22 protein-coding genes are annotated in these 24,249 nt (G+C 45.5%); 5 read left to right on the top strand and 17 right to left on the bottom strand.

The genetic code is table 11. The features are described from left to right. Positions 1–306 precede the first annotated feature (306 nt). Positions 307–1,152, bottom strand: a complete 846-nt coding sequence (locus VA249_RS10575; RefSeq protein WP_221067951.1) for a class II glutamine amidotransferase — start codon at positions 1,150–1,152, stop codon at positions 307–309. Positions 1,153–1,212: 60 nt separating this feature from the next. Then, positions 1,213–1,788 carry a D-sedoheptulose 7-phosphate isomerase gene (gene lpcA / locus VA249_RS10580; protein WP_128810400.1) on the bottom strand — a complete coding sequence of 192 codons (576 nt, stop codon included), beginning with the start codon at positions 1,786–1,788 and terminating at the stop codon, positions 1,213–1,215. Positions 1,789–2,145: 357 nt separating this feature from the next. Between lpcA and fadE the strand changes: the two genes are divergently transcribed. Then, a complete protein-coding gene (gene fadE / locus VA249_RS10585) occupies positions 2,146–4,590 on the top strand; it encodes an acyl-CoA dehydrogenase FadE (protein ID WP_221067952.1) in 2,445 nt (814 codons plus the stop codon). Positions 4,591–4,695: 105 nt separating this feature from the next. Here the strand turns inward: fadE and VA249_RS10590 are convergent, their stop codons facing one another. From VA249_RS10590 to dnaQ, 3 genes are all read right to left on the bottom strand, one after another. After that, complete coding sequence (locus VA249_RS10590; RefSeq protein WP_221067953.1) at positions 4,696–4,959, bottom strand: DNA polymerase III subunit epsilon; 264 nt, start codon at positions 4,957–4,959, stop codon at positions 4,696–4,698. A gap of 337 nt (positions 4,960–5,296) precedes the next feature. Next, on the bottom strand, positions 5,297–6,547 hold the full coding sequence (locus tag VA249_RS10595; RefSeq protein WP_221067954.1) for a TIGR03503 family protein: 1,251 nt from the start codon (positions 6,545–6,547) through the stop codon (positions 5,297–5,299). Positions 6,548–6,555: 8 nt separating this feature from the next. Then, positions 6,556–7,278, bottom strand: coding sequence for a DNA polymerase III subunit epsilon (gene dnaQ, locus VA249_RS10600; RefSeq protein ID WP_128810396.1), 723 nt, complete (start codon positions 7,276–7,278; stop codon positions 6,556–6,558). 58 nt (positions 7,279–7,336) lie between these two features. Here dnaQ and rnhA point away from each other — a divergent pair, with 58 nt between their 5' ends. Then, positions 7,337–7,801, top strand: coding sequence for a ribonuclease HI (rnhA, locus tag VA249_RS10605; protein ID WP_128810395.1), 465 nt, complete (start codon positions 7,337–7,339; stop codon positions 7,799–7,801). 63 nt (positions 7,802–7,864) lie between these two features. Here the strand turns inward: rnhA and VA249_RS10610 are convergent, their stop codons facing one another. Beyond that, entirely contained in the window at positions 7,865–8,626 is a 762-nt protein-coding gene (locus VA249_RS10610; protein WP_211916153.1) for a class I SAM-dependent methyltransferase, read from the bottom strand. Positions 8,627–8,661: 35 nt separating this feature from the next. Here VA249_RS10610 and gloB point away from each other — a divergent pair, with 35 nt between their 5' ends. The 3 genes from gloB (at position 8,662) to VA249_RS10625 (ending at position 11,936) form a co-directional block, all read left to right on the top strand. Beyond that, positions 8,662–9,420: a hydroxyacylglutathione hydrolase gene (gloB, locus tag VA249_RS10615; protein ID WP_221067955.1), complete on the top strand. Its 759-nt coding sequence runs from the start codon at positions 8,662–8,664 to the stop codon at positions 9,418–9,420. 246 nt (positions 9,421–9,666) lie between these two features. Beyond that, the gene (locus VA249_RS10620; protein WP_221067956.1) at positions 9,667–11,253 is read left to right on the top strand and encodes a lytic transglycosylase; all 1,587 of its coding nucleotides are present in this window, start codon (positions 9,667–9,669) and stop codon (positions 11,251–11,253) included. After that, complete coding sequence (locus tag VA249_RS10625) at positions 11,250–11,936, top strand: YIP1 family protein (protein WP_221067957.1); 687 nt, start codon at positions 11,250–11,252, stop codon at positions 11,934–11,936. The genes VA249_RS10620 and VA249_RS10625 overlap by 4 nt, the downstream gene beginning before the upstream one ends. Before the next feature lie 27 nt (positions 11,937–11,963). On the opposite strand, the gene VA249_RS10630 is transcribed toward VA249_RS10625, so the two are convergent. From VA249_RS10630 to lpxD, 11 genes are all read right to left on the bottom strand, one after another. Further along, positions 11,964–12,809 carry an endonuclease/exonuclease/phosphatase family protein gene (locus VA249_RS10630; RefSeq protein WP_221067958.1) on the bottom strand — a complete coding sequence of 282 codons (846 nt, stop codon included), beginning with the start codon at positions 12,807–12,809 and terminating at the stop codon, positions 11,964–11,966. Positions 12,810–12,938: 129 nt separating this feature from the next. Continuing rightward, the gene (gene glnB, locus VA249_RS10635; RefSeq protein WP_164837151.1) at positions 12,939–13,277 is read right to left on the bottom strand and encodes a nitrogen regulatory protein P-II; all 339 of its coding nucleotides are present in this window, start codon (positions 13,275–13,277) and stop codon (positions 12,939–12,941) included. 113 nt (positions 13,278–13,390) lie between these two features. Then, the gene (locus VA249_RS10640; RefSeq protein WP_221067959.1) at positions 13,391–13,705 is read right to left on the bottom strand and encodes a c-type cytochrome; all 315 of its coding nucleotides are present in this window, start codon (positions 13,703–13,705) and stop codon (positions 13,391–13,393) included. A gap of 60 nt (positions 13,706–13,765) precedes the next feature. Further along, a complete protein-coding gene (gene tilS / locus VA249_RS10645) occupies positions 13,766–15,100 on the bottom strand; it encodes a tRNA lysidine(34) synthetase TilS (protein ID WP_221067960.1) in 1,335 nt (444 codons plus the stop codon). Between the two features lie 119 nt (positions 15,101–15,219). Next, positions 15,220–16,179 carry an acetyl-CoA carboxylase carboxyl transferase subunit alpha gene (gene accA / locus VA249_RS10650; protein WP_221067961.1) on the bottom strand — a complete coding sequence of 320 codons (960 nt, stop codon included), beginning with the start codon at positions 16,177–16,179 and terminating at the stop codon, positions 15,220–15,222. A gap of 46 nt (positions 16,180–16,225) precedes the next feature. Then, entirely contained in the window at positions 16,226–19,705 is a 3,480-nt protein-coding gene (gene dnaE, locus VA249_RS10655) for a DNA polymerase III subunit alpha (RefSeq protein ID WP_221067962.1), read from the bottom strand. A 94-nt stretch (positions 19,706–19,799) separates the two neighbouring features. Then, the gene (rnhB, locus tag VA249_RS10660) at positions 19,800–20,438 is read right to left on the bottom strand and encodes a ribonuclease HII (RefSeq protein WP_221067963.1); all 639 of its coding nucleotides are present in this window, start codon (positions 20,436–20,438) and stop codon (positions 19,800–19,802) included. A gap of 9 nt (positions 20,439–20,447) precedes the next feature. Then, the gene (gene lpxB / locus VA249_RS10665) at positions 20,448–21,587 is read right to left on the bottom strand and encodes a lipid-A-disaccharide synthase (protein ID WP_221067964.1); all 1,140 of its coding nucleotides are present in this window, start codon (positions 21,585–21,587) and stop codon (positions 20,448–20,450) included. A gap of 225 nt (positions 21,588–21,812) precedes the next feature. Then, positions 21,813–22,601 (bottom strand): acyl-ACP--UDP-N-acetylglucosamine O-acyltransferase, encoded by a 789-nt coding sequence (gene lpxA, locus VA249_RS10670; RefSeq protein WP_221067965.1) that lies wholly within the window; start codon positions 22,599–22,601, stop codon positions 21,813–21,815. Position 22,602: 1 nt separating this feature from the next. Beyond that, on the bottom strand, positions 22,603–23,055 hold the full coding sequence (gene fabZ, locus VA249_RS10675) for a 3-hydroxyacyl-ACP dehydratase FabZ (protein ID WP_009707417.1): 453 nt from the start codon (positions 23,053–23,055) through the stop codon (positions 22,603–22,605). 157 nt (positions 23,056–23,212) lie between these two features. Further along, positions 23,213–24,244: a UDP-3-O-(3-hydroxymyristoyl)glucosamine N-acyltransferase gene (gene lpxD / locus VA249_RS10680; RefSeq protein WP_128810382.1), complete on the bottom strand. Its 1,032-nt coding sequence runs from the start codon at positions 24,242–24,244 to the stop codon at positions 23,213–23,215. Between the last annotated feature and the right edge of the window lie 5 nt (positions 24,245–24,249).

Genomic DNA, 24,249 nt, shown 5'->3' on the forward strand with positions numbered 1-24,249 from the left:
CGTAGTCAGACTAGAAGCCAAAACCAACAACCTAAAAAGTCCCTGAAACCAACTTAGCAATACAACACTCGGATAGTAGATTCTGAATCTGACTCGTTCCTCGTCGTTCAGAATGACGCAGTCGGTAAAAAGTAGAATTCACTTCAATTAGTTACGTCATTCCAGCGAGCCTTAGCGAGACTAGGAATCTACTACTAGCACACTAGGAAGTAAGAATGCTCATCCGTATCCGTCCTCGGTTTAAAACGCAAAAAATAAAGCTCGCGACTAAGCGAGCTTTATTTAAGTATTCAGTATCAGAAACCATCACTCCAATGGATCAGTCGGAGCTTGGTTACCCGGCTTCGGCGCAGCAAATGGGACATCCGCTAACGCCTTTGCATTATTGAGCACCATCTCACCAACATGAAACAACCCATACTCACCCGGCTTCATGCGCTGCCATGTCTCGTTACCTGTAAGTGGTTGAGTCGCAATCACTGAAACCACATCGTGTGGCGTCGTCTCTTCTTGGAAGTTAATCTCGACATCTTCATCTAATAGCGCAGCTTTACCAAATGGCGCACGACGAGTGATCCAGTAAAGATGATTAGTACAGTAAGTCATCACAAACTCACCGTCGCTAAGTAGCATGTTAAACACACCCTTTTCTCTCAACTTATCGCAACACGCCGCTACATAGATAAATACAGACTCCATATCCTGTGGAGGCTCTGGATACATATCTTCCATCTGTTTGAGTAACCAGCAAAAAGCCAACTCACTGTCTGTTTGCCCTACCGGACGATGACGCCCAGTCTGCAAGTCTTGATAATCAGTTAGCTGACCATTATGTGCAAACGTCCAGTAACGCCCCCAAAGCTCTCGCGTAAACGGGTGGGTATTTTCTAAGTTCACCCCACCACGGTTTGCTTGACGAATATGACTGATCACGGCACGACTTTTTATCGGATAGTTTTGCACCAATTCAGCAATTTTTGAGTCACAGCTTGGGTTTGGATCTTTAAATGTGCGAAACCCTTTCCCTTCATAGAAAGTAATTCCCCAACCATCACGGTGTGGCCCTGTGCGGCCGCCGCGCTGCATCAATCCTGTAAAACTGAAACAAATATCCGTCGGGACATTTGCGCTCATTCCGAGCAATTCACACATGGTTTAACGAACTCCTTACCTCAAAACGACGAGATCGATATTTCGACCTCGAAGTCAAATTTATTCCATCTCTTTTTCAACCAACTGAATGATGATGTGAATGATCTTAATGTGCACTTCCTGAATACGATCTGCGTAACCAAAATGCGGCACGCGGATTTCAATATCTGCCAGACCCGCCATTTTGCCACCATCTTTACCAGTAAGTGCGATGGTCTTCATCCCTTTCGCTTGCGCCGCTTCGATCGCTTTAAGAATGTTGCCTGAGTTACCCGATGTTGATAGGCCAAACAACACATCACCTTTACGGCCAACCGCTTCTACGTAACGAGAAAAGACGAAATCGTAACCAAAGTCGTTACTTACACATGAAAGGTGGCTTGGATCTGAAATCGCAATACCCGCGTAACCAGGACGATTTTCACGGTAACGGCCTGTCAATTCTTCAGCAAAATGCATCGCATCACAATGAGAGCCACCGTTACCACATGACAACACTTTGCCTTCTTGCTTAAAGGAGTCGGCAATCATTTTTGCTGCAGCTTCAATTTGCGCGATGTTGTGATCATCACTTAAAAACTTATTCAGAACTTCAGCAGCTTCTGTTAATTCACTTCTAATCAGATCTTGGTACATAAGACGTTCTCTTTATTATTTCAGCTTCAGCGAAGAGACTAAGCCTCTCACCGAGCAAATTGTTCCGATGCAAATCGTGCATCTAACATTTCATTACTCTGAGTTTACCCACAAACGAGAATTAGTGTCGATAGCGAAGCAACAGATTTAAATTGAACCGCAGCATAAACTGGTTAACTGGCGACGAAATCACCACTCAAATCCCAACTTTAGAATTTTAACTCTACTGAGATCACTTTTTATCCAACTTTGGGTTTTACATTTTATTAATATTTTGATTACACTTAATGAACTGGTTAGACCTCTTACCAAAATACAGACGTACAACTTTAATAAAGTCTGAAAAGGAAAATACATATGGACATCTTGCTCTCAATCTTAACGATGACAATCGTGTTAGGCATTGCGCTCTACCACAGAATGTCACTCGTCAAATCCATCAGCCTGCTCACAGCAACGATGGTAGCACTGACTATTGTTGGCCCAGTGGGCATCATTGGTTGGTCTCTTTACGTACTTGCCGTTGCCGTGTTTGCCATTTCTGGTATTCGCCAATCGCTGATCAGCCGAAAAGCATTGACGTTATTTAAAAAAGTGCTTCCTGCGATGTCTCAAACGGAAAAGGAAGCATTGGATGCAGGTACGGTGTGGTGGGAAGCGGAGTTGTTTAAAGGCAAACCTGAATGGCAAAAGCTTCACGCCATCAAAGCGCCTAAGCTAAGCAAAGAAGAGCAAGCGTTTCTCGATGGCCCGGTAAATGAAGTATGTGCGATGGTAAGCGATTTCCAAGTGACGCATGAACTTGCCGATTTACCTCCAGAAGTATGGCAATACCTCAAAGACAACAAATTTTTTGCCATGATCATTAAGAAGAAATACGGTGGTCTAGAATTTTCAGCTTATGCTCAATCTTTGGTGTTACAAAAACTGACTGGCGTATCCGGCGTATTGTCTTCAACCGTTGGCGTGCCTAACTCGTTAGGTCCGGGTGAGTTATTGCAACACTATGGAACAGAAGAACAGAAAAATTACTATCTACCTCGTCTTGCCGAGGGTAAAGAGATCCCTTGTTTTGCTCTCACCAGTCCGGAAGCCGGTTCTGATGCAGGCTCGATCCCAGATTTTGGTGTCGTTTGTAAAGGAGAATGGGAAGGGAAAGAAGTTCTCGGTATGCGCCTGACATGGAACAAGCGATACATTACGCTTGCGCCTGTTGCGACCGTGCTTGGTCTTGCCTTTAAACTGCGTGACCCTGAGGGATTGTTAGGCAATCAAGAAGATCTTGGTATCACTTGTGCTCTAATCCCAACTGACCTTAAAGGCGTTGAGATTGGTAACCGCCACTTCCCGCTTAACGTACCATTCCAAAATGGTCCAACTCGCGGTAAAGACATCTTCGTACCAATGGACTTCATCATCGGTGGTGAGAAAATGGCTGGCCAAGGCTGGCGTATGCTGGTTGAGTGTCTATCGGTTGGTCGTGGTATCACGCTACCTTCAAACTCTACCGGCGGCATCAAAACTGCAGCACTGGCAACGGGCGCATACTCTCGTATTCGTCGTCAGTTCAAGCAACCGATTGGACACATGGAAGGGGTTGAAGAGCCTCTTGCACGCTTGGGCGGTAATGCCTACGTAATGGATGCAGCAAGTAACCTAACCGTTGCAGGTATCGACTTAGGTGAAAAACCATCGGTTATCTCCGCAATCGTGAAATACCACTGTACCCACCGTGGTCAGCAAAGCATCATTGACGCAATGGATATCGTTGGGGGCAAAGGCATCTGTTTGGGCCCATCGAACTTCCTAGCGCGTGGTTACCAGGGCGCCCCAATTGCGGTAACGGTAGAGGGTGCAAACATTCTAACACGTTCTATGATCATCTTTGGCCAAGGTGCGATTCGTTGCCACCCATACGTTCTAGAAGAAATGAATGCTGCCTACTCTGATGCCGGTGATGCCGTCGATAAATTCGACAAAGCGCTAGCGGGTCACGTGAGCTTTACCATGAGTAACCTAGTTCGCAGTATTTGGTTTGGCCTAAGTGACGGTCTTGGCTCAACATCACCAACAAAAGACGCGACGAAACGTTACTACCAGCAATTGAACCGTTATAGCGCAAACCTAGCTTTGCTATCAGATATCTCGATGGCGGTATTAGGCGGCTCGCTGAAACGCAAAGAACGTTTGTCTGCACGCCTTGGTGATATTCTAAGTCAACTTTACCTAAGTTCAGCAGCATTAAAACGCTTTGAGCAAGATGGCCGTCCTGTAGAAGACTTGCCACTTGTCCATTGGGGCCTACAAGACAGCTTGAAACAAACTGAAGCGGCAATTGATGAGTTCCTCGCAAACTTCCCGAATAAAGTGATTGGTCGAGCACTGCGCGTATTGATCATGCCATTTGGCCGTGTACGTAAGGCACCAAGTGATAAACTCGACAGCAAAGTCGCGCGCATTCTTCAAACGCCAAGTGCAACGCGTTCACGCATCGGTCGTGGTCAGTATCTAGAACCCACTGAGCACAATGCAGCAGGTAAGATTGAGCTGGCACTGTCTGTGATTCTTCAAGCGGAACCTGTGTTTGACAAAGTATGTAAAGCACAAGGCAAACGCCGTCCGTTCCTGCGCTTGGATATAATTGCACAAGAGGGGTTAGAGCAAGGTCTGATCACCCTAGAAGAGGCAGAGCTACTGAGAGAAGCGGAGCAACATCGCTTAGATACCATCAACGTAGACGATTTTGAGCCAGAACTACTGGCAGCGAAACCACTCTACCCTCAGATGGAAAACGTCGCCTAAGCAGACACAAGCTTGAATAAACGTTAGAAAAGCAAAACGGGAGCCGAGGCTCCCGTTTTTTATTGAATCTCTGCTAAGCACAACACGGTGTTAGCAAAGAAGCATTTATTGTTCGTTATTGTCTTCAACGATAAACGACTGTTCAATTCTGCGCAGTTCTTCTTGCTCTTTAAGCTTTAACTCTTCTTGAAGCGTTGCTTTACGTTCATTCAGTGCTTTCTTTTCTGACTTGGTCAGAAACTTCACTGCTTTTTTATTAGCCAATGCGTACGCTACGACATCTTCGCCTTTCTCACGACGTTCACTGACGCGCTGCGAGAAACGCTCATTATCACGTGCTTTACGTTCAGCCGAACTTAATTTGCTCATTTTTATACCTTTACAAAATATATGGCAGCCCTATTGCTCCCCTCAGGTAAACAAATGATGAGTCATTCATATAGCTGATTGCGTGAGTTTAGCATAGATATGTAAAGGAACAGCGAAGTGATTGTATGTGCGTACTAGAACCTATTGCCGAGCACTCTGTGGAGGGTGAAGAAACCAACGCCCCAGCACACTAACAATAGATTCTTAGTCTCGCTGGAGCTCGCTAGAATGACGGTTTATTTTAATTTATCAAGTGACTACACGCACAGTGTGCCTAAATTTCCGTCATTCTGAACAGTGAGGAACGAACGTGATTCAGAATCTAAATTCTTGCGCCCTACTTCTTAGGCAGTTCCAGTTGCATCTCTGGGATGGATGCACGCTTAGCTTTGAGCTTGCTCCACACTAACCACAGTAACAAAACAAGAATAAGAGCAACAACATTACCAACTGCGATAATGATCATATTGCGCTGACGCTTGGCTTCACGCTCAGCAATGATGCGTTTTTCCATTTCGATACGACGTTGCTCTGCGAGCTGTGCCTCTTTCGCTTTGCGGGCGGCCTCCAGATCGACATCGTCAACCACGCTAAAGCTCTGTTCTTGAATTGGGAATACCAGAGCACGCTTTGTCGCCAAATCAGTGGCAAACACTTCACCATGCCACGAGTATTTACCAAGTTCTGGGTCATTATCCATTTTCAGTGTGGTTTTGCTGCCATCAGGCGAGACTTGACCTTGGCTGTAGCTAATAAAGCCATCTGGGGCCGCTTGCTCAATACTCACCGCAATAGAACCCGGTTCTATCATACCCTGCTCACCACTGACCACCAGCTGATGAGGTTGGTTAGCATCACGCGATTGAATGAAAGTACGAGAGATAGGTGATGGGTAAACCAAAACCACTTGCTCTTGTGCTCGCAAAAAGACTCCGTTCCCCGAAGTAATACGTGCACGATATTTTCCTGGCTCGATATCAATGGGTAGTTGGACCGTAAAAATACCGTCCCCTGCTCTTTCATCAAGATCTCGGCCGTCGTCCGCAAATTCACCAATCACCATTGGAACAGGACGCGCCTCTTTAATTAACTGATCTTCATTTTCTACAAACTTGGTAAAGGTGACACGCAGGTTTACGCGATCAAGAAAATCACGCAGTACCAGCGGTTTATCATCTGAGGTTAATTGGGCGGTAAATTTGAGCGCCTCATTTTGGTAAAGGCGCGTCGGGAATACATCCGTATTAAGCTTAAGATGTGAAAGCAATCGGATGTTGTTTTTTGGTGTCACCTTGCCTACCGCTTGCCACGGACCAGGCATAGGATTATCGACAGAGATGATGTCTAAAGAAGACTCTTGATACCAACGCACATTATCATACGTGCCCCACGCGTAATATTTTTTACCATCAGGGCGCACCAGTACGACAGGTTGAGAGCTTTGTTCACGATATACCAAAAAGGTGATTTGTTCGATCGTCGAGTCGACACGAAAACGGTTATCCAACAAAGACATGGCGGACTCATTTGCGGCAAACGCAAAACAACTCCAAATCGCTAAGAGCGCGACCGATAAAGCCCTCAACATAGCTTCTCCTAATGCTGCCAAATACAGTCGCTCACCAGTTCTAGTCTTTTCTGGTGTGCTTCTACTTCATCGGCAGTTGCACGCAAAACCTTTAGCGCTTTTCTTCCTTCAAGACGACGAATTCCCTCTGCTTCACCCTCTTTTTTATTGGCATTGAATTCTAGATTAGTTTGCCCACCCGTCATCAGTAGGTAAACGTCCGCTAGAATCTCCGCATCGAGTAATGCCCCGTGGAGTGTACGGTGAGAGTTATCTATGCCGTAGCGCTCACACAATATGTCGAGGTTATTTCGTTTGCCAGGGAAGATTTTCTTCGCCATGGCAAGGGTATCGGTCACCTTACAGAAGTCTTCCGTTTTACCGATGGTTGGATCGAGCATTTCAAACTCATAATCCATAAAGCCGGTATCGAAGGGCGCGTTGTGAGCAACCAGTTCAGCGCCTTTGATGAAGTCTAAAAACTCTTTGTGAACACTGGCATATTCAGGTTTGTCGACAAGAAACTCATCCGTAATACCATGAACATTAATCGCATCTGGTTGAATTTCACGATCGGGTTTGAGGTAAACGTGAAAATGACGACCAGTCAACTTACGGTTGATGATCTCCACGGCACCAATTTCTACAATGCGATGTCCCATGTAGTGCGGGCCGCCCTCTAAGTTCATACCTGTGGTTTCGGTATCGAGAACGACAATACGATTATGTTCAGAATTGCTGCTGGTATTCATAAGGTTATGTGTGTCAGACTATGCTTTATTAAATGATTCGGCTAATAGTACCAAAAATATGACCAAACACGTTGAGATTTTCACAGACGGATCTTGTTTAGGAAATCCTGGCCCAGGTGGATACGGCATCGTTTTACGTTATAAGCAAACGGAAAAAACGCTTGCCAAAGGCTACACGCTAACCACCAATAACCGCATGGAAATGTTAGCCGCTGTTGTTGCGCTGCAAACACTCAAAGAGCCATGCCAAGTTACCCTCACCACAGATAGCCAATATGTGCGCCAAGGCATCACACAGTGGATTCATAACTGGAAGAAACGTGGTTGGAAAACGGCAGATAAGAAACCGGTAAAAAATGCCGATTTATGGCAAGCGTTAGATAAAGAAACCGCGCGCCACCAAGTCGATTGGCAATGGGTAAAAGGCCACGCAGGCCATCGTGAAAACGAAATCTGTGACGAAATTGCTCGCGCAGCTGCCGAGAACCCAACCGAGGAAGATACTGGTTATCAACCTAGTTAGATCTTAATGCTCGATACAGAACTTAACGTTTAATGTAGTGCTTAAGATTCGCAGAGACCTTACTTAAGGCTCAAGCGCTTTACTTGATGTCTTTCTCGCTGTACTACCCTCTCGATTCATCACTCTTATTGGCGTCAGTTTTTTCTTCATGCGCCAATGCGGCTTAATGGGTTTGAGAGGGTATGTTCTTTTACGAGCAACGATGTAATACAAACTCCCCGCAGGTGATGCCCAATCGCCCAAACTGTTTTCTAGCCATGTCCACATGGTTTTATAACGCGTCATTGGAAACAAGGCGTAACGATCGCAATGAATCACTTGGTAATTTAATACTCCTAACCAGTCTTTAATGCGGTTTGATGTGAACATTCGCCCACTCCACGGCAGGTTATTTTTTCGCCACGGCAATAAACTGGCTAGGCCAGTGAGACTAATGGGGTTGAACCCCGTAAGAATGAGATAGCCATCATCCATCATCACCCGATCAACTTCTCGAAGTAGACGGTGAGGATCACTTGCATAGTCAAGCTGATGTGCGAGCACGACAACATCAAAGCTTTTTTCTAAAAAGGGCAATTCGTAACCATCTGCAATCACATTATGCAACGGGTTCTGGATATCTACGTTAACTTGGTGTTGAATGTTACAACTACAACTGGTTAGCTCACAGCTCAACCCGCCCAATTTAAGCATGTGGTAGCCGAACAGTCTCGGACACCATTCATCTAGTCGGGTTTGGATTGACTCAAGCACCCATGGGCCATTGTTCATTTCTGACCACGTCGATGGGTGTGCCATAGTTTTGTTGCTGAGTGCTGGTTTCATTTACCACCTGCTAATTGGGTGACGGAGAACGAATCGTGTTACAGATCAAAAGCATACCTGCATTTAACGATAATTACATCTGGCTGATACAAAATAGCGATAAGCGTTGTGCCGTTGTCGACCCTGGCGATGCTCAACCGGTATTAGACTATTTAGTGGCCCACGAGTTAACTTTAGAGGCAATCTTAATCACACACCACCACAACGATCACATTGGTGGCGTTCCAGATTTAGTTCGCGCTTATCCACATGTAGCGGTCGTCGGGCCAAAAGCGGAACCCATTCCAACGCTCACGAATGCGATGGAAGAGGGAGACAAACTCGATCTGTTTGGCGAAATCTTTATGGTGCTAGGGCTGCCTGGCCATACGTTAGGTCACATTGGCTACGTAGGCGATGGAAAGCTGTTCTGTGGTGATGTGCTATTCTCAGCGGGCTGCGGACGCGTATTTGAGGGCACACACGAACAGATGTTCGAATCCCTGAGTAAGATCTCTGCACTGCCTGAAGAAACCGAAATTTTCTGCGCTCACGAATACACAGCAAGTAATGTCGCCTTTGCTCTTGCAGTAGAACCAGACAATGAACACTTACGCCAATACCGAGATGATGTGAATCGCCTACGCGCTCTCAACATTCCAACGGTGCCGACAACGCTCCGAAAGGAAAAGTGGATTAATCCATTTTTGCGTACTACAAATCCTGAAATAGTCAAATCCGTGGCGAACCGCATCGAAAATAGCGATCCATGCTCGGTTTTTGCAGCTCTGCGTGAGTGGAAGAACGAATTTTAACCAACTTTTACTTGTATCTTTGTTCCGCACAAGTATTATCTTCAGCTCATTTTTAATAGAAGCGCCTTTGGCGCTTCTATTGCGTTTAGGGCTAATATAAATCTGTTTGCATTTCGCCCTAATGCACATTCGGTGTTTATTCGCCGTTTTAATTTGTTTAGAAATCGATGTCTATTATCTTGCCTACCACACTTTTATATTCGTGGTATTTCTGGCAGATAAACAGGCCCTCAATAGGCTAACCCCATGCGTTTGAAGTACAGTTTGGCGTTGGTATTGTTGCTATCTGGCTGTCAATTGACACAATCAGATACAACTAATTCTCCAACCCAAGAAACCAATAAATCTGAGCAGATTGCAAAGCAAGATAACGCTCAGGCAGACACCTCTAAGAAGCCGCTTGCTAAAAAAGAAGCAGTGACAGCGACTCCTAAAGTGATTGCGCCTCAGGATCAAGAGGATGTATGGCAACGCATCGCTATGCAATTGGACATGGACATCCCTAACAACAAAAAAATCGACTATTACCGCACTTGGTATTTGAAGCATCCGAGCCATCTTCGTACCGTATCTGAACGCGCGCAGCCGTTTTTATACATGATCACCAAGCGTATTGAAGAGCGTGGTCTACCGATGGAGCTAGCGCTTCTACCTGTCGTAGAAAGCTCGTTTGATGCATTCGCCTATTCTCACGGTAGTGCGGCTGGTCTTTGGCAATTTGTTCCAGGAACCGGCAAAATGATGGGACTTGAACAAAACTACTGGTACGACGGTCGTCGCGATGTGGTTGCGTCTACAGATGCCGCGCTTGATTATCTTCTACAACAAAACAAACGTTTTGATGGCAACTGGGCACATGCTATTGCGGCATACAATAGCGGCGGTGGTCGTGTATCAAGCGCAATTCGTAAGAATAAAAAACTCGGTAAGCCAACGGACTTCTTTTCTTTAGATCTTCCAAAAGAGACCAGCAGCTATGTGCCGAAGTTACTTGCGCTTGCTGACATCGTGGCAAACCAAGAAAAATACGGCATCGACATTCCAGCGATTCCGAATAAACCAGTCCTGACTCAAGTGGATCCAAAAGAGCAGCTTGATCTTGCAATTGCAGCGGATTATGCCGGTATTGGTGTAAAAGAGCTGCAAAGCTACAACCCAGCGTACAACCAATGGTCGACAGCGCCTAATGGCCCCCACCAGCTCCTTATTCCAATTGAGAAAAAAGACCAGTTTCTTGCTCAAGTAAATAAGAACCGTGGTAAAGGGGTAAAAGTCGCACGCTATAAAGTGAAATCGGGCGATTCGCTAAGTCTGTTGGCTCAAAAGTACGGTACGACAACCAAAGTTATTCAGCGCGCAAACGGGCTATCAAACAACAATATTCGCGTTGGTCAGTACTTAATGATCCCAACGTCAACAAAAGACGATGCTAAATACGCTCTAACCGCGGAGAACCGACTAGAAAAAACACAATCTCAAGCGCGCGGTCAATTTAAGCTTACTCATGTTGTGCAGTCTGGTGAGAGCTTGTGGTCTATCGCAAAAGAGAACAAGGTTTCCCATCAGTCTTTGGCTAAATGGAACGGTATGGGGCCAAGAGACACCTTGCGCGTGGGTCAAAAACTGGTGATCTGGAAGAACTCTGACAAAGGCGCGATTATTCGAACTGTGTTCTACAACGTACGCTCAGGCGACACCATCAGCGGTATTGCGAGCAAGTTTAAGGTGAAGGGCAACGACATCGTGAAATGGAACTCTCTTCAAAAGCAGAAGTACCTAAAACCAGGTCAAAAGCTTAAGTTGTATGTTGACGTAACTAAGGTAAGTGTATGAACCCATCGAGCAACCCGCTTGTCATGCTGTTGGATATTTTCCGATCTCCAACATCTTGCTTCTTGGCGCTCTATCAGCGTGGAGGCTGGGGATGGCAACCTTTCATCTTTTTGATGATAAGCCCATTCCTATTCTGGGGGGCCTATTTCTCGAATGTGGATTTCACTTGGTTAAGTGAGCAACTGGCGGTTCAATTCCAACAGATCGACCCTCAACAAGTTGAACTGTTAGAGCCAAATACGTTGATGGCAAGTGCGATCATTAATGACGTGTTCAACCGCTTTGCGACTCTGCTGCTTTTGGCGTTGTGGTTCTTCCTTGCGACCAAAGCAAGCAAACAGCAGTACGGTTACTGGAAATGGTTTGCAGCCTCTTCTGCAATCTTATTCCCAGCGGTATTAGGTGATGTCGCAAGCTACGCCAGTCTGCTTCTGAAACACGGTCAGGTGATGACATACGCCGCCGATCTGAACAGCCTAAATGGCTTGTTAAAACTGCCTTTGACCAACGAGTGGTCGCACTTTGCTAGCTCACTACCGCTACTGCTGCCTTGGTACATTGTATTGGGCTATGGCGTGGTTCTAACTTGGACAGAGTTTGAACGCGGACAGGCACTTGTCATTGCGAGCCTGCCTTGGATTGCGTTCTACGTAATTTGGGCGTTGTACATCGTTATCGCTTAATACGTTACTCGACTAGCATAGTCCATGCTATTCGTTAAGCGTAAACGACACCAACAATGGATTATGATCAGAAGCGTCGCTCTGCGGCGCTTTTGCGTTTTTAAGAGTTAACCCACGATAAAACACATGATCTAATGGTAAGCCTGTAATAAATTGAGTCCGATTATCTTGAGCAAACTTAACTTCTTGTAAATCTGCCTTGAGCAATGCTTTCTTCATTGCGGTCACCCGCTCTTCACTCCAACTATTAAAGTCTCCTGCAAATAAAATCGGTCCTTTATGCTCATTCAATACACGCTCCATCGCAGAAATCTGAGATGTGTATTCGTCGGTTCCAACCGTAAAGTTAATGGCATGAATATTTACTACCGCTAGAGTCTCACCATTGCTAAGCTGATATTTGCTGTACAACGCTGACTTAGGCAGACGCAACCATGGTTCTTTAGACGTGTAAGCACATGCCAGAATAGGCTCTTGTTTCGCAATACTGATCACACCAGCACCACTGCCTAACGCTTTAAATGCCGTCACTTGGTTACTCACCCAATGACCATCCACCAGCCAATCTTTAAACGTGTCGGTAAGACTCGCCTCTTGCAAAAGAAGTAACTGTTTATTAGCAGAAAATGTATCTAAAGCTGATCGCCAATCATCTCGATTCTGCTTGTAGATATTCCATACCAATATGTTTAGCTCACCATCTTCATCGAGTGCTTTCGGCTGGTTAAACTCCATACAACGAACGTTTTGAGTAATGCTGCTCCCTGTTTGGGTAATAATTTGAGGTTGCTCCGGCACAATAAAAATAAGCTGAAAAGCGAACACCGCCGCTAAGCTAAGAAAAACCACCGCAATAAATAAGCGCTTAAACATAGACCGCCCTAAATACAGAACAAAGATAGACTTGAATGAATAAAAAAGGAGCCACCTCGGACTCCCTTTTAGCTTAATCAATTTTTCACTGTATGTTGTAGTGAAATCTTAATTCTATATAGATGCTCGTTAGATTGCGTCTTCGTCTTCTTCACCCGTACGGATACGCACTACGCGTTCTACATCGGTAACGAAAATCTTACCATCGCCAATTTTTCCAGTTTGAGCGGTATCAACAATGGTATCAACACACTTATCTGCCATGTCTTCAGTCACAACAATTTCTAACTTCACTTTTGGTAGAAAGTCGACCATGTACTCCGCACCACGGTAAAGCTCAGTATGACCTTTTTGGCGACCAAAACCTTTCACTTCAGAGACCGTCATCCCTGTGATACCTACTTCCGCCAATGCTTCTCGAACATCATCCAGTTTGAATGGTTTGATAATCGCTTCAATTTTTTTCATGTTCATCCCTTAAGCTTCAATCGTTTGCGCATATTATCGGTTAGCGTGTCACAACATTCAATGCTTGTCGTCGCCAAGCGATTCAAAATCCTAACTCTCTACGAGCTTTATATCTATTTCAGGCTTGCGTAATACGCAGCCAAGTTTGCAATATCAGCATCAGAAAGCAAACTGGCTTGAGCTTGCATAACCGCAGCTAAACCACCTGTGCGCTGACCTTGCTTATACGCATTAATTGAGCTTGCTAGGTATTGCTCGTTCTGCCCTTTTAGATTTGGATAACCAGGAATCACCGCGATACCATCCGCGCCATGGCAAGCAGAACACAATGCAGCTTTCGCTTCTCCTGCTCCTGCATCTCCAGCAGCCAGTGCTTGCCCACTCAACATGGTTAGCACCACCATTGCGCCCGTGATTATTTTCTTCATTGCTTCACCTAATCGCTTTTATTTAAGTAGCTGTTTTTATACCCGGCATTGTGGCATGAATTACAATGACTTACGCCAGATAAGTTCACAATCTTTGCCACTAAACGCTTGATCTACAAACAACCCCGCCACGGCAACCACCTGATCTTGATACATTAAAATAGGGGTCTGTCTGCGTAGCCAGCTAGGGACATTGTATTCTTGAAATAGCTTTTTTAACTTACGACTGTGGTTGCGTGTACTTGGATGTGCCGATAACCCCTCAGGATTAAAAGTAATTGTGAGCAATTCTGGTTTAGACGGTAATGCAATATTGGCCTCATTAGATGTCGAACACAGCGTTAACTCCCCTAACCGTTCAGGAAGAACTACGGGTAAATCCGTTTGGATTGTGCTTTGCCACATAGTGACATCTGCTGTTTCTGTCACCCAATATAATCGTTTTTGAAAGCGGCGAACTTCACCCTGCTTAAGTTGTAGCTTTGGGTTCGCATCTTGTTGCGCCAATGCAACCTCATTCCAAATCAAATTTAACTGCACCTGCGTTGGCATATTGGCATTTAGCTTTGCTAACCACATCCGAATTAATCGTGCTCGAGCAAGAGAGCTATGGGGTGCCAACGCCTCAATACTCAGGCTTAAATCGTTTAGCAATGCACATTCAAAAGCGGTGTTGAGCAACTCATCAAGCAGTGTTTCTTGCTCGGCACATAAGCTCGCACTGCGCAGCACCGACTGATGAATACTCGGCCAACGTTGTGAAAGTTCAGGAACCACTCGATGACGCAGAAAGTTTCTGTCATAGCGTGTATCTTGATTACTTTCGTCTTCGACCCATTCAAGGCCAAGTTGATGTGCCACTGCTTCTATTTGCTCACGCTTAACGCACAATAATGGCCTAACGATCTGCCCTCGTGAAAAAGCCATACTTTCAGCCATGGAAGACAGCCCCTTTGGCCCACTGCCGCGTTTCAATGCCAACAAAAACGTTTCAATTTGATCATCTGCATGTTGGCCTGTTAAAAGTAAATCACCCGTATTTACGTACTTAGCGAGCGCTTGATAACGAGCCTCACGCGCAAGAAGTTCAACACTTTCTCCGGAGGAAAGATCAAGACTGACATACTCCACTGAGCAAGAGATGCCCGCATCTTCTGCCCATAAAAGACATTTGCTCGCCCAAGCATCTGCATTAGCGCTTAATCCGTGATGTACATACACCGCATGGCACGCAATAGATTGGGCCTGTTGGTATCGACGAAGTAACTCAAGTAATAAACGAGAATCTACGCCACCACTGAATGCTAATACTATCTTGGGCGTCGATGGTAATGTCGTATTAGGCTGGTAATATCTGTCCAGTACACTAGCAAAGTGTTGATATAGCGATTCCATAAGCGATCCAATAGGTACAAAAAAGGGCTGACATTAAGCCAACCCTTTCTATTTTATCTGTTATCTTGCAAGAGTTCAGCTAACGCTTCGCTATAACTCGATTTAGCAGTAACCTATGTTTAACAATAACCATAGTTCATTAGTCGTTGATAACGGCGCTCAAGAAGCGTCTCTTGATCAAGCTGTTCCAAATCTTCAAGCTGACGAAGCAGATTCGCTTTCATATTTGCAGCCATCTGAGCGTGATCACGGTGGGCGCCGCCAAGTGGCTCTTCGATGATTTCGTCGATCAGTTCAAGCTCTTTAAGGCGAGGTGCCGTTAGACCCATAGCCTCTGCCGCTTGAGGTGCTTTATCTGAATCACGCCATAGGATAGATGCACAACCCTCAGGAGAGATTACTGAGTACGTTGAGTACTGAAGCATGTTCACATAGTCACCCACACCAATGGCTAATGCACCACCTGAACCGCCCTCACCAACAACGTTACAGATCACTGGCACTTTAAGACCAGACATCACTTTAAGGTTCGTTGCGATGGCTTCAGATTGGCCGCGCTCTTCCGCACCAACACCAGGGTATGCACCCGCTGTGTCGATGAATGTGATGATTGGCATATTGAAACGTTCCGCCATTTGCATCAAACGAAGTGCCTTGCGGTAACCCTCAGGTTTAGGCATACCAAAGTTACGCTTCACTTTTTCTTTGGTTTCTCGCCCTTTTTGGTGACCGATGATCATCACAGGACGACCGTCTAAGCGTGCAATACCACCAACAATCGCTTTATCATCTGCGAATGCGCGGTCACCCGCCAGTTCATCAAACTCATCAAACGCATGCTTAATGTAGTCCAAAGTGTATGGACGTAAAGGGTGACGAGCCAGTTGAGCTGTTTCCCATGCACCTAAATCACTGAAGATTTTTTTCTTAAGTTCTAGGCTTTTCTTCTCAAGCTGTTCGATTTCTTTATCAAGGTCAATTGCAGAATCACCACCATGACGAGAAACGTCACGTAATGCTTCAATTTTCGCTTCTAGCTCTGCAATTGGCTTTTCAAATTCAAGAAAGTTTAGGCTCATCTATGAATCCTTTTTTACTCAGCGTCTAACGTATTACGCTGAATTTTTAGTTAAATTCGAGTTCTACCTGGTCTTTGCCAAGTAACTGTTTTAAATCGTCTAGCAATGTATCACTCGGCGTTACACGCCACTCGGTGCCCAATGTTAACCGCGCTCTGGCGTCGGCACGCTGGTAGTATACATTGACTGGAACGGTTCCGGCTTTATGAGGTTCCAAAATACGGGAAAATTCGGAAAAGAATTTATCGTTAATCTGGTTGGCATCAATCGATACCGATAAACCTCGTGCATATTTTTCACGTGCACTACCCAGATCCATAACTTCACGCGCCGACATTTTAAGGCCACCATTGAAGTCATCAAAGCTGACCTGTCCGGAAACCACTAAAATTTTATCTTTTTCGAGAAGTTCTGCATATCTATCGAGCGCATCTGAGAACAACATCACTTCCATTCGACCGCTTCGGTCATCTAAAGTCATCAGACCAATTCGCGTACCGCGCTTGGTTGTCATCACTCGAGCGGCAATAACTAAGCCAGCAATAGTCACTGATTGATCGCGACGTGTTGGTGTCGCGTCTTTAAGTCGACAGCTGACGTACTTATTTAGTTCCTTGATATAGGCGTTAACGGGGTGCCCCGTCAAATACAAGCCTAACGTCTCACGCTCTCCCTCTAGCCATACTTTTTCTGGCCAAGGTGGAACTTGGGTGTATTTATGCTCAACTTCTTCTGGTGCATCGGTTAATACACCAAACATATCAGCTTGACCAAAGGCCTCCGCTTGATGGTGTTGGCTTGCCGATTTTACCGCGTCATTCAATGATGCCATCAATGCTGCACGATGCGGCCCTAATCGATCAAGAGCCCCCGCGTAAATCAATTTCTCAATAACACGTTTATTGACTTTTTTAAGGTCAATTCGCGCACAAAAATCAAACAGGTCTTTAAAGTGACCGCCTTTTTCTCGTGCCGCTAAAATCGCATCAATCGGCCCCTCACCGACACCTTTAATCGCGCCAATACCGTAGACAATCGCACCATTTTCATCCACGTTAAAGCGGTATAAACCTGAGTTGATATCTGGCGGTAATACGGTGAGTTTCATGCGCAGGCATTCGTCAACCAGACCGACTACTTTTTCAGTGTTATCCATATCGGCGGTCATTACCGCTGCCATAAACTCAGCTGGATAATGCATCTTAAGCCAAAGGGTTTGATAAGAAACCAGAGCATATGCAGCTGAGTGCGATTTGTTAAAGCCGTAACCCGCGAACTTCTCTACTAAGTCGAAGATTTTCATCGCCAGCTCGCCATCGACGCCATTGGCAACGGCGCCATCTTCGAACGTCGCACGCTGCTTCGCCATTTCTTCTGGCTTTTTCTTACCCATCGCACGGCGAAGCATGTCCGCACCACCTAGCGTGTAACCAGACAGTACCTGCGCGATCTGCATAACCTGTTCTTGATACAAGATGATGCCGTAAGTTGGGTCTAAAATTTCTTTAAGCGACTCGTGTTGCCACTTTTCATCTGGATATGAAATCGCCTCTCGGCCATGTTTACGGTCAATAAAGTTATCAACCATGCCCGATTGAAGCGGCCCCGGACGGAACAGCGCCACCAGTGCGATGATGTCTTCGAAACAGTCTGGCTGAAGACGCTTGATCAGCTCTTTCATGCCGCGAGATTCAAGCTGGAATACCGCGGTCGTTTCCGAATTTTGCAGTAACCGGAATGACGCTGCATCATCCAATGGAATCGATTCGATACGAACGGGCGCTTTGCCCTCTTTCTCTAAACGTGGGTTAATTAATCCAAGCGCCCAGTCGATGATAGTGAGTGTACGCAGCCCCAAGAAGTCAAATTTGACTAAGCCGGCCGTTTCTACGTCGTTCTTATCGAACTGAGTAACAGGGAAATGTCCTTCCGAGTCTGCATAAATTGGCGCAAAGTCGGTGATCGTGGTTGGTGAAATTACAACACCACCAGCGTGCTTACCGGCATTTCGCGTACAACCCTCAAGGATACGACACTTATCGATAAGCTCTTTCACTTCTTCGTCGGCTTCATACAACTCAGGCAACGCTGGCTCTGCCTTGAACGCTTTTTCCAGTGTCATGCCCGGGTCTGGTGGGATCAACTTGGAAATACGATCAACGAAACCAAATGGATGGCCAAGAACACGACCAACATCACGAATAACCGCTTTTGCCGCCATGGTACCGAAAGTGATGATCTGAGATACCGCATCACGACCGTACATTTCTGCCACGTGATCAATCACTTGGTCACGCTTATCCATACAGAAATCGACATCGAAATCGGGCATCGATACACGTTCTGGGTTCAAGAAACGTTCGAATAGCAAATCATATTCGAGTGGATCAAGATCCGTAATTTTTAGCGCGTATGCCACCAATGAACCTGCACCAGAACCTCGACCAGGGCCAACTGGAATCGCATTATCTTTCGACCACTGGATGAACTCCATTACGATCAAGAAGTAACCTGGGAATCCCATTTGGTTGATTACGTCGAGCTCAATTTGCAAACGCTCATCATATTCTGGACGTCGTTTCAGACGTTCTTGTTCATCTGGGAATAGAAATTCAAGGCGGTCTTCCAATCCCTCGCGAGATTTCATGACCAAAAACTCGGTCTCTTCCATCCCCTCCGTAGGAAAAGCCGGCAGGAAGTATTCGCCAAGACGCACTGTCACGTTACAACGCTTTGCGATTTCAACACTGTTTTCTAGCGCTTCAGGGATGTCAGCAAACAGCTCACACATCTCTTCTTCACTACGTAAATACTGTTGCGTACTGTAATTCTTGGGACGACGAGGGTCTTCTAAAGTATAGCCATCATGAATGGCAACTCGTATTTCATGGGCATCAAACAAGTCTTCACTGATGAATACCACTTCATTCGTCGCAACAACAGGTAGATCTTCTTTCTCCGCCAATTCCACCGCAAAATGTAAGTAGGTTTCTTCGTCTGGTCGGCCAGTACGAATTAACTCTAAGTAAAAACGATCCGCAAAGTGCTGCTTGTAAAACTCAACACAACTTTCAACAAGCTTTCGGTTGCCTTTTAGTAACGCTTTACCCAGCTCACCACTTTTTCCGCCGGAAAGAACAATCAACCCCTCAGAAAGCTCAGCAAGCCATGCTTTATCAATAACTGGTTGATGTTGAACATGACCACGGAGATAAGCTTTAGAAATCAACAACGTTAGGTTTTTATAACCAGTGTTGTTTGCTGCTAATACCGTTAATTGTGTCAGCTCCTCACCAAACTCATCCGATTGCATTTTAAAATCTGCACCGATGATTGGTTTTACGCCACAGCCATGCGCTGTACCATAGTATTTCACCAGACCGCATAAGTTGGTGAAGTCTGTTAACGCCATCGCTGGCATACCGAGCTCAGCAACTTTCTTAACAAGCGGTGGAACTTTGTTGATACCATCCACCATTGAATAATCACTATGGACTCGAAGGTGAACGAACTTAGGATCTGACATTAACAGGTACCGTCTAACTATATGGTGTTGGGAGTTCTATATCTTATTAGGAATTCTAACTTAAGAAGACCGAGTTTATCATTGTGAAAACCGCTTAATCTTCAATACCAAGTGCTTTCTTTACCGGTTTAAAGCTCTTACGGTGCTCACTGATCACACCATGCTGCTCAATGGCTTCAAAATGCGCTTTGGTCGGATAACCTTTGTGCTTAGCAAAACCAAACTGTGGATATTGTTTGTCTAGTTCTTCCATCTCTTGATCGCGAACGACTTTAGCGATGATCGAAGCTGCGCTGATCTGGGCAACACGCAAATCGCCTTTCACGACGGCTTGAGCATCCATTGGCAAGTCTGGACAACGGTTGCCATCAATGAGTGCTAAATCAGGTTGAACATTCAAACCAGCAATCGCACGCTGCATGGCGACCATCGTCGCTTGAAGAATATTCAATTCATCAATCTCGGCTGGAGAACAGCGCCCCACCGCCCAGGCTAATGCTTTTTCTTTAATCTCAGGCAATAACGCAAGACGTTTTTTCTCACTGAGTTTTTTAGAATCGTTCAAGCCCTCAATTGGGTTATTCGGGTCTAAAATAACCGCCGCGGTAACGACATCACCCACCAAAGGACCACGCCCTACCTCATCAACACCCGCGATCAGATGATAGCCTTGCGGATATTCAAACGGTGGTAGTTCTACTTTTGCTTTGGTCGTTTTTGGTTTTACAGCCATGGTAAATCTCTATTTTTTAATCAGTTTTAGAACCGCGCTTGCGGCTTGTTGGTCCGCATCTTTGCGAATCCAGTGATGCATTTCAGTAAACTTATCCAACATTTCTTGGTTGTCGCTCTCTAGTAAACGAGACACTTCATTGAACAAGTTTTCTGGAGTGCATTCTTCTTGTAAGTATTCTTTCACCAACTCCGTATCTGCAAGAATATTAGGTAATGAGACATACTTTGTTTTTAATAAACGCTTGGCTAAAAATGCCGTTACTGCATTGACACGGTAACCCACCACCATCGGGCGTTTAAGTAACATGCACTCTAACGCGACGGTGCCTGAAGCCAACATCACGGCGTCAGACGCCGTAATCACATTACGGGCGGTATCATCCACCAGCTTAAAATCCAACTCTGGTGCGAATTCTTTCCAAGCCTGTTCAAATTGAGCGCGACGCTTTTGATTCACCAAAGCGACTACAAAGCCTAAATCAGGGAATTTTTGATGCAGTAACTTACAGGTTTCAATGAACGGCTCAGAAAGCATTTTTAACTCACTTCCACGGCTACCTGGTAGTACTGCCAACCATTTTTTGTCTTGTTCTAAGCCTAGTAATTCGCGCGCTGGTGCTTTTTCTGACGTCAACGGGATTGCGTCGGCCAGAGTATGACCAATGAACTCACACGGTACGTTGAACTTATCGTAGAATGCTTTTTCAAAAGGTAAAAAAGCCAAAACAAGATTTGTTGCCGCTTCGATATTAACAATGCGCTTTTGTCGCCAAGCCCAAACTGACGGGCTAACGTAATGCACCGTTTTAATACCCGCGTTCTTTAAATCTAGCTCAACACGTAAGTTAAAATCTGGAGCATCGATCCCCACGAACACATCCGGCGGATTCTCTGTAAAATACTTAACAAGCTCTGCTTTTACTTTAAGCAATCTCGGAAGACGACCTAAGACTTCGACCAGTCCCATTACGGCAAGCTCTTCCATATCAAATAGAGACTCACAACCTTGAGCTATCATCTTAGGCCCACCAATACCGACAAATTCTGCATTTGGGTACTGCTGCTTAACTGCTTTAATAAAGCCCTCACCTAGCGTGTCGCCAGACAGTTCTCCGGCAATGATGCCGATACGTAATGGTCTTTCCATATCTACTTCGTCATTTTCCTATGCGCTATGGATAACGGTTTATACCTATTACAGTAAGTAATCACTATAAGTTAGCGGCCAAAACTAGCGTAAGAGCAAGCTAGAATGAGCCATTATTTACTACAATGGGCATTACTATGATGAGTATTACACTATCCATAAAACACAAAAAGACCGCAGCCCAAATTGGGCGCGATCTTTTCAATTTAATCGCTCATTCGTTGATTAACGAATAATGCCACGTTCCGTGGTTTCCAGAATGTCTGAGAAACGCTTCACTGCAGGCCACTCTTGTGCCATTTCAGCAAGGATAGGTTTTACCTCTTCCAAAGTCTTACCTGAACGGTAAATCTCTTTGTACGCTTTTTGTAGCGCACGAATCTCTGGCTTTTCAAAACCATTGCGCTTTAGGCCTACCAAGTTCAAACCAAATGGCGTTGCATGGTTACCTTGCGCAAGTACGTATGCTGGTACGTCTTGAACCACGGCAGAGCAACCACCCACATAAGCATATGCACCAACGGTACAAAACGGGTGAATCGCAGAAAGTGCCATAACACCTGCGTGATCTTCAACAGTTACGTGGCCGCCAAGGATCGCATTGTTGCCAATGTGAGTATGGTTACCAACAATAACATCGTGTGCGATATGTGCATTAACACAAAGCAAGTTATCGTCACCAATAACCGTGGTTGCTTTATCTTGAACGGTGCCACGATGAACCTGAACAGCTTCGCGAATTACGTTACGATCACCGATAACAACCGTTGTATCTTCACCACCGTATTTCTTGTCTTGGTTTTCTTCACCAATCACAGCATGTGGAAAAATGCGGTTATCTTTACCAATTATCGTATGGCCTTTAATTACGACATGGGACATGATCTCTGTGCCCTCACCAATTTCCACTGTTGAAGTGATATAAGTGAATGGGCCTACGGTCACGTTTGCGCCGATTTTTGCGCCTTCTTCTACCACCGCAGCAGGGTGGATTTTAGCGGTTTCATGAATCATATTAAAACTCTCGACGAGCACACTTCAGCTCAGCTGAACATACTACTTCGCCATCAACTTTCGCCACACCTTTAAATGCAGCGATGCCGCGACGCTCTTTCAAAAATTCGACTTCAATAATCATCTGATCGCCCGGCACTACTGGTTTACGGAACTTCGCGCCGTCAACACTTGCAAAGTAGTACAGTTCGTTTTCAGTTGGCGCACCAAATGATTTAAATGCAAGCAAACCTGTTGCCTGAGCCATTGCTTCTAGGATCAGCACACCTGGGAATACTGGCAGTTGTGGAAAGTGACCTGTGAACTGAGGTTCGTTAACCGACACGTTTTTAATCGCGTGAAGGTACTTCTCTTCCTGGAAGTCAATCACTCGGTCGATCAATAAGAATGGGTAGCGATGAGGTAGTAGCTCTTGAATTTCAGAGATGTTCATCGTTTTCTTTTCAGTAGTCAAAGTCGTCTTCCTATATCAATTCTCAACAACCAAGATGGTAGGTAGCGGCAAATGCCACCGATTCAGGAAATGTCCTGCAAAGGATGTACCAGCTTGGTGATTATAGCGCGCCATTATAGAAGAAAAAGACTCGCATTTCGCGAGTCTTTATTCGGAATTAAGATTCTTCTTTTGGTTCCAGCTGTTTTTCAACGGCTTTCAAGCGTTTATTCATCTCGTCGATGCGATGCACTCGAGTCGCGGTTTTACGCCATTCACGGTTTGTTTGCAATGGAATACCTGATGAGTACAAGCCTTTCTCGTCGATACTCCGCATAACCATGCTCATACCGGTGATAGCGACTCCATCTGCAATCGTAATGTGACCGTTCAGAACCGACGCGCCGCCGATCTGGCAGTACTTACCAATTTTGGTGCTGCCGGCAACAATAGTACCACCTGGCATCACAGTACCATATCCGATCTGCACGTTATGCGCGATTTGAAGCTGATTATCTAGAATGACATTGTCTTCGATAATCGTGTCTTCTAGAGCACCACGGTCAATCGTCGTACATGCACCAATTTCAACACGATTACCGATGCGTACTGAGCCAAGCTGAGGAATTTTGATCCACTCACCTTTATCATTTGCATAGCCAAAACCATCAGAGCCAATGACTGCACCAGATTGAACGAGGCAGTCATCGCCCATAGAAACTTCATGATAAACCGTAACATTAGCCCAAAGCTTAGTATTGTTTCCAAGCTTCGCGTTCTTACCGATAAAACAACCTGCGCCAATGCTTACGTTGTCGCCGAGTTCTACACCCGTTTCGATGACAGCATTCGCACCGACTGCTACGTTTGCACCCATCTTCACGTCTGCTGCGATCACAGCACTTGGTGCAATCTCATCAGCAGGCTTTGGTGTCGTGTCCATTGCTTGAACAACACGAGCAAAAGCAACGTAAGGGTCTGCAACCACAAGCGCGTTACCAGAACACTGATCTTTGTGATCGGCTTTCACCATGACGACCGTCGCTTTACACTCTGAAAGGTGCTTAGCGTATTTGGGGTTAGACAAGAAAGTAACATCACCCTCTTGTGCTTTGTCCATCGGAGCTACACGACTCACTACAAGTGACTGATCACCAAATAGTTCGCCCCCGGTAATTGTTGCCAACTCGGCTAATGTTAATGTTTTCATAACGT

This window comes from Vibrio alfacsensis (genome assembly GCF_019670485.1).
GTDB lineage: Bacteria > Pseudomonadota > Gammaproteobacteria > Enterobacterales > Vibrionaceae > Vibrio > Vibrio alfacsensis.

Coding starts and splice junctions, on each gene's coding strand:
- lpcA (WP_128810400.1), bottom strand. CDS start 1,788: ATGTACCAAGATCTGATTAGAAGTGAATTAACAGAAGCTGCTGAAGTT.
- VA249_RS10625 (WP_221067957.1), top strand. CDS start 11,250: ATGAACCCATCGAGCAACCCGCTTGTCATGCTGTTGGATATTTTCCGA.
- accA (WP_221067961.1), bottom strand. CDS start 16,179: ATGAGCCTAAACTTTCTTGAATTTGAAAAGCCAATTGCAGAGCTAGAA.
- VA249_RS10595 (WP_221067954.1), bottom strand. CDS start 6,547: ATGTTGAGGGCTTTATCGGTCGCGCTCTTAGCGATTTGGAGTTGTTTT.
- VA249_RS10630 (WP_221067958.1), bottom strand. CDS start 12,809: ATGTTTAAGCGCTTATTTATTGCGGTGGTTTTTCTTAGCTTAGCGGCG.
- VA249_RS10640 (WP_221067959.1), bottom strand. CDS start 13,705: ATGAAGAAAATAATCACGGGCGCAATGGTGGTGCTAACCATGTTGAGT.
- lpxD (WP_128810382.1), bottom strand. CDS start 24,244: ATGAAAACATTAACATTAGCCGAGTTGGCAACAATTACCGGGGGCGAA.
- lpxA (WP_221067965.1), bottom strand. CDS start 22,601: ATGATTCATGAAACCGCTAAAATCCACCCTGCTGCGGTGGTAGAAGAA.
- VA249_RS10610 (WP_211916153.1), bottom strand. CDS start 8,626: ATGAAACCAGCACTCAGCAACAAAACTATGGCACACCCATCGACGTGG.
- VA249_RS10575 (WP_221067951.1), bottom strand. CDS start 1,152: ATGTGTGAATTGCTCGGAATGAGCGCAAATGTCCCGACGGATATTTGT.
- dnaQ (WP_128810396.1), bottom strand. CDS start 7,278: ATGAATACCAGCAGCAATTCTGAACATAATCGTATTGTCGTTCTCGAT.
- VA249_RS10590 (WP_221067953.1), bottom strand. CDS start 4,959: ATGAGCAAATTAAGTTCGGCTGAACGTAAAGCACGTGATAATGAGCGT.
- dnaE (WP_221067962.1), bottom strand. CDS start 19,705: ATGTCAGATCCTAAGTTCGTTCACCTTCGAGTCCATAGTGATTATTCA.
- rnhB (WP_221067963.1), bottom strand. CDS start 20,438: ATGGCTGTAAAACCAAAAACGACCAAAGCAAAAGTAGAACTACCACCG.
- glnB (WP_164837151.1), bottom strand. CDS start 13,277: ATGAAAAAAATTGAAGCGATTATCAAACCATTCAAACTGGATGATGTT.
- rnhA (WP_128810395.1), top strand. CDS start 7,337: ATGACCAAACACGTTGAGATTTTCACAGACGGATCTTGTTTAGGAAAT.
- lpxB (WP_221067964.1), bottom strand. CDS start 21,587: ATGGAAAGACCATTACGTATCGGCATCATTGCCGGAGAACTGTCTGGC.
- fadE (WP_221067952.1), top strand. CDS start 2,146: ATGGACATCTTGCTCTCAATCTTAACGATGACAATCGTGTTAGGCATT.
- VA249_RS10620 (WP_221067956.1), top strand. CDS start 9,667: ATGCGTTTGAAGTACAGTTTGGCGTTGGTATTGTTGCTATCTGGCTGT.
- tilS (WP_221067960.1), bottom strand. CDS start 15,100: ATGGAATCGCTATATCAACACTTTGCTAGTGTACTGGACAGATATTAC.